The following is a 12006-nucleotide window of genomic DNA, read 5'->3' as shown; positions in this document are numbered from 1 at the left end:
CTAAAGTCCGAGGAACCAGCTTTCCGGGTCTTTGACCGGTTCGCCGCGCTGCAGCGCCTGCAGGCCGAGAATGCAGCGGGCGATGAACCAGACGGCGACGGCGAACATCAGCACGACGCCTATCGCCACCATCATCAGCGCCACCGAGATCAGCGCATAAAGCAGGCCGATCCAGAAGGTGCGGATCAGGAATGTGTAGTGGCTCTCGACGAAGCCACCGGCCTTGCCGCGGTTGATATAGGCCAGGACGATGCCGACAATACCGGTGACGCCGATGACGAGGCTGGCGAGATAAAGAATGTAGATGACCAGTGCGTTGGTCGAACCTGGTTCCAGCCAGCGGTCGGTCTGGCGCGGTGGGGGTTTGCCGGAATCGGTTGGGCCTGGATTGATATCGCTCATGACGCTGCTCCCTCGGTTGCCGGACCAAGAGTAGCAGAGCCTGCAGCCGGCGCCATACGGCCAGGATTGAGGATGTTCTTCGGGTCGAATTCGGCTTTGAGCCTTGCCGACAAAGCTGCCAGTTGCGGCGCCTGCGGCTCGAACACCGGCACGGCGGCGCGATGCGAAGGGGCGGCGCGCACCAGCGTCGCATGGCCGCCGCCATGTTTTTTGATCAGCCCGCGCAGCAGTTCGGCTTCGGGATCGCCATGTTCCATGCGCAGCCAGGCCAGCCCGCCCTGCCAGTCATAGAAGGCATCGACGGCCGTCTGCATGCGCAGCGCCAGCACCATCCGATGGCCTTGCGACGGTGCCATCGACACGCGCCACACCGGCTTTTCCAGGCCGTCGGCAAACGGCGCGCAATCTCTGATATCGCTCCAGACGGAATGCGAGATCTCACCCGAAATCTCCTCGAGCGGGCCGGCATTCCCGAGCAGGTCTTTCAGCGCGGCGATGCGGTAGGCGACCGACGGGCCGAACCCCTCGATGCGCAGCAGCGTCGCCGCGGCGCTGCCGAGACTGCCGCCGGCGACCCGTGCCGCGACGCGTTCGGGAAGGTGGGCAGCGCTCGACACTTCGGCACTGGAGCCGAGCGCCAGCGCCATGGCGGCGGCGGCATGGTCGTCGAGCAGGCCGCGCAGAGCGAGCGTGACTTCGGTCTCGGCCGATGGCAGCACCTTGAAGGTGACGTCGGTGAGGACGGCCAGCGTGCCCCAGCTGTTCGCCACGAGCTTGGACAGGTCGTAGCCGGTGACGTTCTTGACCACGCGGCCGCCGGACTTGAAGGCCTCGCCGCGACCGGAAACGGCTGATACACCGAGGACATGATCGCGCGCCGCACCGGCTTTCAGCCGGCGCGGGCCGCAAAGGTTCGCAGCCAGCACGCCGCCGATCGTGCCGCTCTTGCCCCCTTGGCCCGGCTCACCGCCGAGCAGCGGACCGTAATCCAGAGGCTCGAAGGCCAGCTGCTGGCCGTTTTCGGCAAGCAGGCTTTCGATCTCGGCAAGCGGCGTGCCGGCCTTTGCCGACAGCACCAGTTCGGCCGGCTCGTAGAGCGTGACGCCGGTGAGTTTCGACAGGTCGAGCGTGTGTTCGGCCTGCAGCGGACGGCCAATGCCGCGCTTGGAGCCATGGCCAAGGATTTCGAGCGGCGAATCTTCCGCCGCGGCCCAGGCTACGGTAGCGAGGGTTTCGGCGGCGGTGGATGGGGTGAAGGTGGTCATGGGCGCAGAACCATCTCGAAGGAAGATAAGTCGAGTTCCTTCGCGCGAAGCAACGCCGACGTGGAGAGGCGAGATCCCACCCTCAAAACCTCGGAATGTCCGGAAACGCCAGTTGCCCGCGATGCACGTGCATGCGTCCGAGCTCGGCGCATCGCCTCAACTGCGGAAACACCTTGCCCGGATTGAGCAGATGGTTGGGATCGAAAGCGCATTTGACCCGCATCTGCTGGTCGAGGTCGACCTGGTTGAACATTTCCGGCATCAGGTCGCGCTTCTCCACCCCCACTCCGTGCTCGCCGGTCAGCACGCCGCCGACCTCGACGCAGAGCCGCAGGATGTCGGCGCCGAAACTCTCAGCCTTGTCGAGCTCGCCGGGTACGTTGGCGTCGTAGAGAATCAGCGGGTGCAGGTTGCCGTCGCCGGCGTGAAAGACATTGGCGACGCCGAGCCCGTATTTCTCGGAGAGTTCGCGCATGCCGTGCAGCACGCGCGGGAGTTCCTTGCGCGGGATGGTGCCGTCCATGCAGTAGTAGTCGGGCGAGATGCGGCCGACCGCCGGAAAGGCAGCCTTGCGGCCGGCCCAGAAGCTCAGCCGCTCCTGCTCCGACTGCGAAATGCGGCAGGTGGTCGAGCCGTTCCTGTATGCGATGGCTTCGACAAGGCCGATGAGGTGGTCGACCTCCACCCCCGGCCCGTCGAGCTCGACGATAAGCAGTGCCTCGACATCGAGGGGATAACCGGCGTGGACGAAATCCTCGGCGGCGTGAATCGCCGGGCGGTCCATCATCTCCATGCCGCCCGGGATAATGCCGGCGCCGATGATGTCGGCGACGCATTGGCCGCCCTGCTCACTGGTCGGGAAGCCGATCAGCAGCGCACGCGCCGTCTCCGGCTTCTTCAGGATACGCACGGTGACCTCGGTGACGACGCCGAGCAGGCCCTCGGAGCCGGTCATCACGCCGAGCAGGTCGTAGCCTTCGCTGTCCAGATGCTTGCCGCCGAGCCGCACCACCTCGCCGTTCATCAGCACCATCTCGATGCCGAGCACATTGTTGGCGGTGAGGCCGTATTTCAGGCAATGCACGCCGCCGGAATTCTCCGCGACATTGCCGCCGATCGAGCAGGCGATCTGGGAGGATGGATCGGGGGCGTAATAAAAGCCCTCCTGCTCGACGGCGGTGGTGATGCCGAGATTGGTGACGCCGGGCTGAGCGACGACGATGCGGTTGGGAAAATCGACCTCGAGAACGCGATTGAAGCGGCTCATGACCAGCAGCACGGCGTCTTCGAGCGGCAGCGCGCCGCCGGACAGCGAGGTGCCGGAACCGCGCGGCACGACGCGGATATTGCGGTCGTTGCAATATTTCAGCACGCGGGAAACCTGCGTCACCGTTTCGGGCAGCACCACGACCAGCGGCAACTGCCGATAGGCGGTAAGGCCATCGCTCTCGAAGGCGCGCATCGAATTGGCAGCGTCGACGACGCCTTCGCCGGGCACGATGATGCGCATATCGGCGACGATCTCGTCGCGCCGGCGCATCGTGGCGTCGTCTGGCTTCGGCATCAGCAGTCCGGACATCGACAGTCTCCTTCGATCGACTGGTAAAAATCTTTTACCAGCGACGGGCGACGGTTGCAAATCCTGCTTTGACCGAATTCGAGCGCCGATGCTGGGCAGCCTTCCGCAGCGGCAATCTGCCGCTGCGGTTTCCCCTTCCCGTTCGGTGGTGGGTCGGGAATGAAGTGAGTGAGTGGAGGGCCGCCTACTTTCTCCCCTCTCGAGGGGGAGACTACCTGCTTACTCGCCCGCCTGCTTGGCCGGTTCGGAGTGCAGGCGGCGCACACGGCGCACGCCCCACCAGACGAGCAGGATGGCGAGCGGCACCGAGGCGGCGGTGACGACCTCCGGCGCGAAGGCATGGCCGAAGATCGAAGCGCCCTTGGCAACGTAGCCGATGAGGCCGACGACGTAGTAGGAGACGGCGGCGACCGAGAGACCTTCCACCGTCTGCTGCAGCCGCAATTGCAGACGGGCGCGGTTGTTCATCGAAGCCAGCAGATCGCGGTTCTGCTTCTCGACCTCGACATCGACCCAGGTGCGCAGCAGCGTGGTGGCGCGGGTGAGCTTCGTCGACAGATTGGCCTGACGCTCCTCGACCGAACGGCAGGTGCGCATGGCCGGCGCCACGCGGCGCTGCAGGAAACCGCCCCAGGTGTCGTAGCCGGGCACGGCCTCTTCCTCAAGCGCCTCCAGCCGTTCGCGGACGATGCCGTCATAGGCGCGGCTGGCGCCGAAGCGGTAGAGGCTGGAGGCGGCATCGGCCTCCAGCTCGGCGGCAAGCTCGGTCAGGTCGGCAAGCAGTGTCTGGCTGTCGCGGGTTTCGGCGACCTTCATTTCCAGCGTGGCCTGCGCCAGCCGGTCCTCGATGCGGCGCGTGCGTGCGGACAGCGTCAGCGCCAGCGGCAGGCCAAGCATGGCCAGCGTGCGGTAGGTTTCGATGTCGATCAGCCGCTGCGCCAACGCGCCGGTGCGTGCCGGCGTCAGGCCGCGGTCGAGCACCAGCATGCGGGTCATGCCGTTGCCGTCCTGGCGGAAATCGGTGACGATGGCGGCGTTGCCGCGCTCGACCAGCGAATAACACAGGCCGGTCGGGTCGAAGCTGGCGATCCGCTCCTCGCTTGCCTGCGTCCACTTCCTGATTTCGAGCCTGATGCCGGAAATCACCGTTCCAGGTGGGGAAAACCCGTGGCCGAACGGCGAATCTTCCTGAGCCCTGCCGTTTTCTGCGAGCGGCCCTTCCCATAGATAGGTCGAGAATTCCGTGTGCCGCTCCCAGCGCAGCGAGCCCTTGCCCCACTTCATCGCGTGGTGGCGGGCATGAGGGTCGGGCGCGGCGATGCCGAGGCGCCGTGACAATTCGGAAAGCACGGCCTGGTCGACGCCGGACCCAGCTTCGGTCATGAAGGAAAGTTGCACCAGCACGCGCGGTTTCTCGACCAGCGGATGCGGACGGGCATGAACCTCGCCGAGCGCGCCAGGCCGTCCCTCATGCGCCGGGAAGCCCATGACGCTGCCCTTGACGCGGGGCTGGAATTCGAGGTTTGACGAGTCGTCGTCTGGCACGGCTGGTCCCCCGGGCTTCTATGAACCCTTTTTGGCAATCGCGTCCCTCTAGAGCCAATCCCCGGGGGACGCAAACAACAAGTTAGCCGAAAGCAATATGCCGCGGCGGCATCGACCCCGACCGGATCGGACAAAGTGGATAATTAATTTGACCAGTTGGCGTCGCTGGCTTTATCTTGCGCGACACCGGTTCAATCCCAGGCGCACCGTTGAGCGACATTTTCTCCAGGATCGAGCATTCCCGCACCGCCGACGAGGTGGTGCAGCAGATCGAGAACCTGATCCTCGAAGGCGTTCTGCGCACCGGCGACAGGCTGCCCGGGGAGCGCGAGCTGGCGCGCCGGTTCGAGGTGTCGCGGCCGATCCTGCGTGACGCGCTGAAGGCACTGGAGGGGCGCGGGCTTTTGACGACGCGGCCCGGCGGCGGCACCCATGTCGCCGATGTCATCGGCCAATTGTTCACCAAGCCGGTGACGGACCTGATCTCCATGCATCGCAAGGCGGCAACCGACTATCTGGAGTATCGCCGCGAGATCGAGGCGGTGGCGGCCGAATATGCGGCCCGCCGCGCCACATCGGACGATCTGGCGCTGCTCGATCGCATCATGTCGCGCATGGACGACGCACATCGGACCGGCAATTTCGACGACGAGGCGGAAATCGACGTCGAGTTCCATCACGCGATCTGCGAATGCGCGCACAACATCATCCTCCTGCACACGCTGCGCTCGTGCTACCGGCTGCTGTCGGAGGGCGTCTTCCAGAATCGGCTTTTGGTGTTCAACGTGCCGGGCGCGCGCGAAGCGCTGCTTTCGCAGCACCGGGCGATCCATGCGGCGATCAAGGCCGGCGATCCGGCGGCCGCACGGCAGGCGGCGATGGACCACATCACCCATGTCGAACGCGCGATGGTCGAGGCCGAGCGCAGCGGCGACTGGCGGCGCGTGTCGCGGCTGAGGCTCATGCAGCGCTCCGAAGCCGGTGACGGCGAGCCGGCCAGGAAACGCTCGTGAGCGGCCAAGAAAAATCAGCAACGACGACTTAGCGAAGAACCAGCGGGAAGCCCATGAGCATGATCCTCACCATCGCCGACCTCAAGGACCTGGCGCGCCGCCGCGTGCCGAAGATGTTCTTCGACTATGCCGATTCAGGGGGATGGACCGAAAGCACCTACCGGGCCAACGAGGAGGATTTCCAGAAGATCAAGTTCCGCCAGCGCGTGCTGGTCGACATGAGCAACCGCTCGCTGGAATCGACCATGATCGGCGAAAAGGTGGCGATGCCGGTGGCGCTTGCGCCGACCGGCATGACGGGCATGCAGCATCCCGATGGCGAGATGCTGGCGGCGCAGGCGGCGGAGGAATTCGGCGTGCCGTTCACGCTGTCGACGATGAGCATCTGCTCGATCGAGGACGTCGCATCCGTGACCAAGAAGCCGTTCTGGTTCCAGCTCTATGTATTGCGCGACAAGGATTTCGTCCTCGATCTCATCGACAGGGCAAAGGCGGCGAAATGCTCGGCGCTGGTGCTGACGCTCGACCTGCAGATCCTCGGCCAGCGCCACAAGGATATACGCAACGGGCTTTCGGCGCCGCCGCGCTTCACGCCGAAGCACGTCTGGCAGATGGCGACCCGACCGGGCTGGTGCATTGGCATGGCAGGCACCAAGCGCCGGACCTTCCGCAACATCGTCGGCCACGCCAAGGGCGTCGGCGACCTCACGTCGCTGTCGTCGTGGACGACGGAGCAGTTCGATCCGCATCTGTCGTGGAAGGACGTTGCCTGGATCAAGGAACGCTGGGGCGGCAAGCTGATCCTGAAGGGCATCCTCGACAAGGAGGACGCGCTGATGGCGGCCAAGACCGGCGCCGACGCGATCATCGTATCCAACCATGGCGGACGCCAGCTCGACGGTGCATCGTCGTCGATCGCAGTGCTCGAAGAGATCGCAGACGCGGTCGGCGATACGATCGAGGTCCATATGGATGGCGGCATCCGCTCGGGTCAGGACGTGCTGAAGGCGCTGTGCCTCGGCGCCAAGGGCACCTATATCGGCCGGCCTTTCCTTTACGGCCTGGGCGCGCTCGGCAAGGGGGGCGTCACAAAAGCCTTGGAAATCATCCGCAAAGAGATGGACATAACGCTGGCGCTGTGCGGAAAGCGTCTGGTGACCGACATGGGCAAGGATCAGCTTCGGCGTTAGACTCCCGTGACGGTCCGACTACGGAGACAGCGGAAGCATTGGCGGAGCAAGGCATTCACTTTCTCGACGCGCGCGGACCGGACGGCATGCGCGTCTACGCGATCGGCGACGTGCACGGCCGGCTCGATCTGCTGGTCGCCATGCACCGCCGGATTGCGGCCGAGATCCATCAGGCGCGGCCGACCGACTGGCGTGTCATCCATCTCGGCGACTATGTGGACCGAGGCCCGGACTCCAGGAGCGTCGTCGATTTCCTGATCGAAATTCGAAAACGCGACCCCCGCTACCTGATGCTCGCCGGCAATCACGACATCGGCTTCCTCGATTTTCTCGATGCCCCCGATCCGGATGGGCTTTTCATGCGTTATGGCGGCATCCAGACCGCGCAATCCTATGGCGTGGTGATCAATGAAGGCGGCAACGCATGGTTTGGCAGGTCCGAGGCCGCACTGCGGCAGGGCCACGCTGCGCTGGTCGAGGCCGTGCCGAAAAGCCATGTCGAGTTCCTGCGGTCGCTGCCGTTTTCAGTGACGTTCGGGGATTTCTTCTTCTGTCATGCCGGCATACGGCCCGGCATTGCGCTGGAAATGCAAAGCATGCAGGACCTGATCTGGATCCGCGACGTCTTCCACAACCATTCAGGTCTCCACCCGAAGATCGTGGTGCATGGCCACACGCCGGTGCCGGAACCGGAAGTGATGGTCAATCGCGTCAATATCGACACGCTCGCCTGGCAGTCGGGAACCCTCACCGCGCTCGTCGTCGACGGCGCGGACAAGCGTATCCTGGTGGTCTCGGGTGAGAGGGCCTAAGCATTTTGAACAGTGGTTCTGACAGGCCGACCACCGGCGTGCCTCACATCACGTCGCGCGCCGACTATTGTCGAGAGAGCCGCAGTGCGTTCACTAATGCAGACAGCGCAGCAGGCTGGTGCTGGCGACTGGGATAATACATGAAGAAGCCGGGAATTGGCGGCGTCCAGTCCTCCAGGACTCGGACAAGCCGACGCCCCGCGATGTACTCAGTGACCTGCTCTTCATAGGCGAGTCCGAGGCCAGCTCCAGCGAGCACCGCCTGAACCACCAAGTGAGTATCGTCGATTGTGAGCGGTCCGCTCACACTGATCGTGACCGACTTTCGTCCCTGCTGGAACTCCCATCGATATGCACCGCCCGGAAGACGCAGGGTTATGCATCGATGATCATTGAGGTCCTTTGGCTTTTGCGGAACGCATCGTGACGCGAAATAGCCGGGCGATCCCACCACTGCCAATCGCAATTCCGGCGTGACACGAACCGCGATCATATCCTTTTGAATGTACTCGCCGAGCTGAATACCGGCATCGAACTCGCCTGCAACGAGGTCTACAGGGCCAGTGACGGTGACAACGTCGAGAACGATATCAGGGTAAGCCTCGGCGAATGCCGTGAGCCGCGGCAACAACACCATCGCGGCGGCCGAGCGTGACATCACAATTCGAAGGCGACCCGCAGGTCGGTGCCGAACGCTTCGGGCTCTGTCGAGGGCACGAGCGATTTGCTCAAGTGCCGGAGACAAGTCTTTCAAAAGAGCTGCCCCTGCAGCGGTTGGTGCGACGCTCTTCGTTGTTCGAGCGAGAAGCTGCAACTCGAGCCGCTGCTCAAGTCCCCGGATCGTGTGGCTCAGGGCAGACTGAGACACACCTAGCTTTGCCGCAGCCCGTGTAAAGCTCCGCTCACGGGCGACCATCGCAAACGCAGCGAGTTCGTTCAGTTCACTTCTCATGAGTTATGAATATCGCTCATGACCCCATCCTGTGCAATGCGCCTATCCTCATAAGCCGCTTTGTCCTAGGCTTGGACATGGCGCAATTTGCTGCGGCAGCCTGAGGTGGCCTTATGATCGTGACATCCCACAACGACAATGTCCTCAGCGGCATCTCGGCAGGTCGGCGCATCTGGTCTCTCTCGGACGGCTATATCGAGATGCCGGCGGACCTTTTGCGGGACCCGCAAGATATCCCGGTGCCGCAAGCTGCGCTGGCAGGGGCGCTTCGCCTGTCTGTCAATTGCTTCGCCCTCGCAGGTCCAGGCGTTGACGGCGTTCTGATCGACGCCGGAGGAGGGGGCTGGGCCCCCACGGTAGGGCGTCTCGAGCAGACGATGGCAGAAGCGAGAATCGACCCGGCGTCGATCACGGTGTTGGCGCTCACCCACACCCATCAGGATCATGTGCACGGGCTTTTGACACCCGACGGCCGAGTGCTTTTTCCGAACTTGAAGGCGATCACAATTGCCGAGGCGGCTGCGGAGAGTTTTCTCGCTGAGATGCACCTTGCGCGGTTCCGGCCCTTGCTGAAGCCCGTCCGGAATGGCGACCAAGTGGCTGAGCGATTGAGGGCAGTTGCCCTGCCCGGTCATGCTCCCGGTCACACTGGCTACGCGTTCGACACGAACGAGGACCGTTTCCTGTTCTTCGGGGACATCGTTCATGTGCCGGCCTTGCAGTTCGGCAATCCCGCGTTCAGTTGGGGCTATGACGATGATCAACCGACGGCACGCAGAACCCGCCTGAAGGTTTTCCATGACGCGGCCGAGGCGAGGACCTGGATCGCCGGCGCGCACCTTGGCTGGCCAGGCATCGGTCGCGTGGTGCGTAAGGGCGAAGCATACGACTATGAGCCGGCATCAAGGGTAAACGGAACCGGACTTGCGAATTCGCCTGTCTCCGCGATTCCAAGCTGAACAGTTCCCGCCCGTCGTCGAGCGGCAGCACTGCGTTCATAGCGCATCTTTCCTGTCGCACCGCGCCTTGGCGAAAGCTCGATCGGTCGCCATGAAGCGCTCAATCAAGGGGGTAATGAACTTCACGGGTCGGAGACGGGCCTTCCACTCTCCTGAGCAAGGATTTCGGCTTAGCCGGCCATGATTTGGGGTAGCCGAAGTTGTTGCGGTTACAAGCGCCGTTCTGGGGCGGCTGCATCCTTCGGCTGACGTGACGGCATGGATCCCAGCGTCTGCGCTCCGCTTCGCGTTCGCTCCGCCCTGGGATACGAAGGCGTGAGGTTATGGCTGGCTAATCGCAAACCCTGGAGATTGGCAAGTGAAGGCCGATCGGCAGCGACCGCCGACGGTACTTGTCAGGCTCAGTCAAGCAATCAAACGCTGTGCAGACGGCCTAGCGAAGCGCGGCGGTGACGCCGTAGCCGTCGACGGCGTTGTGGTTGCTGGCTGCGTCGCCGGCATAGGTGCCGAGACCGCACAACGCGATGGCAGACAACATGGCAAAGGACAGAAGCACTGCTTTCACGGACGTCATCTCTTGTTGCGCTTTCTGCATCTGTGCACGAGGCGGGTTACCAATGGGTTGAAACGGAAATGCGTTCGACGATTTCGCGCTTCTAGGCATGTTCTGTATCGAGGGTGTGTCGCGCGAGTGACACAGAAGGTTCATCGCGTTGCACGGCAGATGCAGAGCGCGTGCCTTCTAGGGTAGCGGGCGGCCACAAGCCAAGGACGAAACAAGCTATCCACAGCGGATTTTTGCCGGCGTGCCAAATATGCAACGTCGGCAGCGACAACCTTCAGATCGTCGCCACCCAGGCGCGGGCGATGGCCAGGCCGGCGGCATCGGCGTCCGGTCCGTTGCGGGACATTTCGTCGTCGAGCCGGCCGTTCCAGTCCGGATGCCGCTCGGCTATGAGAGGGGCGAAGGTCCTGCTCCAGTCGAGGACCATGGGCCGGTCCGCCTCGAAATGGAATTGAAAGCCATAGACGGCGCGGCCGATGCGAAACGCCTGGTTCTCGGCGACAGCGTTGCCGGCGAGGCGCACGGCATCTTTAGGCAGCACAAAGGTGTCGTCGTGCCATTCGAAGATCGGGAAATTTTCGGGGAGCGCGGCGAGCACCCGGTCGGTCTTTGCAGCCGGAGTGAGCGAAACCTCGTGCCAGCCGAATTCCGAGGCGCCGCCGATCCGGTTCTCGCCGCCGAAGGCGCGCGCGACCAACTGGCTGCCAAGGCAGATACCGAGCACGGCGCGATCCTTATTCGCGAAATCGCGCGTCAGGTCGAGCAGATCAGGAAAATACGGACAAATCTCGTCGTCCAGCGCGTTCTGGGCGCCGCCGAGCACGACCATGGCGTCGTGCGCATCGCCGTCCCGCGGCAGCGTCTCGCCGCGATAGGGCCGGCGCAGGTCGATATCGGCGCCCGCCTCGACAAGCGCTGCGCCGATCTGGCCAAGGCCCTCACTGTCGAAATTCTGGACCACCAGCACCCGCATCGAAAAACCTGCTGACATGAAAATGATGCGACGAGCGATATCATGCCGTCATCATTCCAGCCAAGATGCGTATTCGGGGAGAAAGCTATGCCACTGCAGAACCGGGTCGACCCCTTCGGGGTGATCCACGCTGTGCCCGAACGCGGCCTGTTCATGGGCAATCGCGGCATCATCCATGATCCAGAAACGAAGACGCTGCTGAAGAAGCGCTGGGCGCTGCATGCCTGGATCATCTGCGACTGCGCGTTCCGCGACGTGCGGCGCGAACCGATGGGCCGCAACAGACAAAGCGACGACCAACCGGGAGGCAAAGCAGGCTGGACCGAGCTGTTCTTCCTCGATGAAGTGACCGCGCTGTCGGCCGGGCATCGGCCCTGCTTCTTCTGCCGGCGCGAGCGGGCGAGCGACTTCGTCCAGCGCTTCGGCGCGGCCTTCGACATCGCCGAGCCGCGCGCGCCGCAGGTTGATAAGCGACTGCACCGCGAGCGGCTGGCGTCGGGTGGGCGGACACCGGTGGTATCCGCGGAAGACCTTGCCGGGTTGCCGGACGGCGCCATGGTCGCGGATGACGCCAACGCCTACGCGATGCATGGCGGCAAGGCACTGCGCTGGTCGTTCGCGGGCTATGGCGAACCGGCAGGGTTCGGCGGCTTTTCCGGCCGTCCGCTTCGCCTGCTCACGCCCGCCACCACCGTCTCCGTGCTGAGGCAAGGCTACCAACCGGTATGGCATCCTTCCGCCGAGGCTTGAC

Annotated in this window: 13 protein-coding genes; 5 read left to right on the top strand and 8 right to left on the bottom strand. The window is 63.9% G+C overall.

The features are described from left to right. The 4 genes from AC0NID_RS14255 to AC0NID_RS14240 all read right to left on the bottom strand — a co-directional run bounded on the left by AC0NID_RS14255 (position 1) and on the right by AC0NID_RS14240 (position 4734). Positions 1-402, bottom strand: a complete 402-nt coding sequence (locus AC0NID_RS14255; protein ID WP_473454582.1) for a DUF4870 family protein — start codon at positions 400-402, stop codon at positions 1-3. Continuing rightward, positions 399-1667, bottom strand: coding sequence for an FAD-binding protein (locus AC0NID_RS14250; protein ID WP_473454581.1), 1269 nt, complete (start codon positions 1665-1667; stop codon positions 399-401). Before AC0NID_RS14250 ends, AC0NID_RS14255 begins: the two co-directional genes overlap by 4 nt. Before the next feature lie 82 nt (positions 1668-1749). After that, a complete protein-coding gene (locus tag AC0NID_RS14245) occupies positions 1750-3246 on the bottom strand; it encodes an FAD-linked oxidase C-terminal domain-containing protein (protein WP_473454580.1) in 1497 nt (498 codons plus the stop codon). Positions 3247-3465: 219 nt separating this feature from the next. Then, entirely contained in the window at positions 3466-4734 is a 1269-nt protein-coding gene (locus AC0NID_RS14240; protein WP_473454640.1) for a DUF3422 family protein, read from the bottom strand. Between the two features lie 266 nt (positions 4735-5000). On the opposite strand from AC0NID_RS14240, the gene AC0NID_RS14235 reads away from it, so the two are divergent. Genes AC0NID_RS14235 through AC0NID_RS14225 form a run of 3 tightly spaced genes read left to right on the top strand, consistent with a single transcriptional unit; the run spans position 5001 to position 7806 of the window. After that, positions 5001-5804, top strand: a complete 804-nt coding sequence (locus tag AC0NID_RS14235) for a FadR/GntR family transcriptional regulator (protein WP_473454579.1) — start codon at positions 5001-5003, stop codon at positions 5802-5804. 53 nt (positions 5805-5857) lie between these two features. After that, positions 5858-6994 (top strand): alpha-hydroxy acid oxidase, encoded by a 1137-nt coding sequence (locus AC0NID_RS14230; RefSeq protein WP_473454578.1) that lies wholly within the window; start codon positions 5858-5860, stop codon positions 6992-6994. A gap of 38 nt (positions 6995-7032) precedes the next feature. Continuing rightward, a complete protein-coding gene (locus tag AC0NID_RS14225) occupies positions 7033-7806 on the top strand; it encodes a metallophosphoesterase (protein WP_473454577.1) in 774 nt (257 codons plus the stop codon). A gap of 64 nt (positions 7807-7870) precedes the next feature. Here AC0NID_RS14225 and AC0NID_RS14220 read toward each other — a convergent pair whose 3' ends face one another. Then, positions 7871-8758 carry a LysR family transcriptional regulator gene (locus AC0NID_RS14220; protein WP_473454576.1) on the bottom strand — a complete coding sequence of 296 codons (888 nt, stop codon included), beginning with the start codon at positions 8756-8758 and terminating at the stop codon, positions 7871-7873. Positions 8759-8871: 113 nt separating this feature from the next. On the opposite strand from AC0NID_RS14220, the gene AC0NID_RS14215 reads away from it, so the two are divergent. Further along, the gene (locus AC0NID_RS14215) at positions 8872-9717 is read left to right on the top strand and encodes an MBL fold metallo-hydrolase (protein WP_473454574.1); all 846 of its coding nucleotides are present in this window, start codon (positions 8872-8874) and stop codon (positions 9715-9717) included. A gap of 36 nt (positions 9718-9753) precedes the next feature. On the opposite strand, the gene AC0NID_RS14210 is transcribed toward AC0NID_RS14215, so the two are convergent. From AC0NID_RS14210 to AC0NID_RS14200, 3 genes are all read right to left on the bottom strand, one after another. Next, a complete protein-coding gene (locus tag AC0NID_RS14210) occupies positions 9754-9843 on the bottom strand; it encodes a DUF2274 domain-containing protein (RefSeq protein ID WP_473454573.1) in 90 nt (29 codons plus the stop codon). Between the two features lie 307 nt (positions 9844-10150). Beyond that, positions 10151-10282 (bottom strand): hypothetical protein, encoded by a 132-nt coding sequence (locus AC0NID_RS14205; RefSeq protein ID WP_473454648.1) that lies wholly within the window; start codon positions 10280-10282, stop codon positions 10151-10153. A 274-nt stretch (positions 10283-10556) separates the two neighbouring features. After that, complete coding sequence (locus AC0NID_RS14200; protein WP_473454638.1) at positions 10557-11255, bottom strand: type 1 glutamine amidotransferase; 699 nt, start codon at positions 11253-11255, stop codon at positions 10557-10559. An 87-nt stretch (positions 11256-11342) separates the two neighbouring features. On the opposite strand from AC0NID_RS14200, the gene AC0NID_RS14195 reads away from it, so the two are divergent. Then, positions 11343-12005 (top strand): hypothetical protein, encoded by a 663-nt coding sequence (locus AC0NID_RS14195; RefSeq protein ID WP_473454572.1) that lies wholly within the window; start codon positions 11343-11345, stop codon positions 12003-12005. The last annotated feature ends 1 nt before the right edge of the window (position 12006 follow it).

This window comes from Mesorhizobium sp. WSM4821, from assembly GCF_055901555.1.
The sequence above is the reverse complement of the archived record's forward strand: the minus strand, read 5'-3'. Positions and strand labels throughout refer to the sequence as shown.

Excerpts from the sequence above, each read along its gene's own strand:
- AC0NID_RS14255 (WP_473454582.1), bottom strand. The coding sequence starts at position 402 with ATGAGCGATATCAATCCAGGCCCAACCGATTCCGGCAAACCCCCACCG.
- AC0NID_RS14250 (WP_473454581.1), bottom strand. The coding sequence starts at position 1,667 with ATGACCACCTTCACCCCATCCACCGCCGCCGAAACCCTCGCTACCGTA.
- AC0NID_RS14245 (WP_473454580.1), bottom strand. The coding sequence starts at position 3,246 with ATGTCCGGACTGCTGATGCCGAAGCCAGACGACGCCACGATGCGCCGG.
- AC0NID_RS14240 (WP_473454640.1), bottom strand. The coding sequence starts at position 4,734 with ATGGGCTTCCCGGCGCATGAGGGACGGCCTGGCGCGCTCGGCGAGGTT.
- AC0NID_RS14230 (WP_473454578.1), top strand. The coding sequence starts at position 5,858 with ATGAGCATGATCCTCACCATCGCCGACCTCAAGGACCTGGCGCGCCGC.
- AC0NID_RS14220 (WP_473454576.1), bottom strand. The coding sequence starts at position 8,758 with ATGAGAAGTGAACTGAACGAACTCGCTGCGTTTGCGATGGTCGCCCGT.
- AC0NID_RS14215 (WP_473454574.1), top strand. The coding sequence starts at position 8,872 with ATGATCGTGACATCCCACAACGACAATGTCCTCAGCGGCATCTCGGCA.
- AC0NID_RS14200 (WP_473454638.1), bottom strand. The coding sequence starts at position 11,255 with ATGCGGGTGCTGGTGGTCCAGAATTTCGACAGTGAGGGCCTTGGCCAG.
- AC0NID_RS14195 (WP_473454572.1), top strand. The coding sequence starts at position 11,343 with ATGCCACTGCAGAACCGGGTCGACCCCTTCGGGGTGATCCACGCTGTG.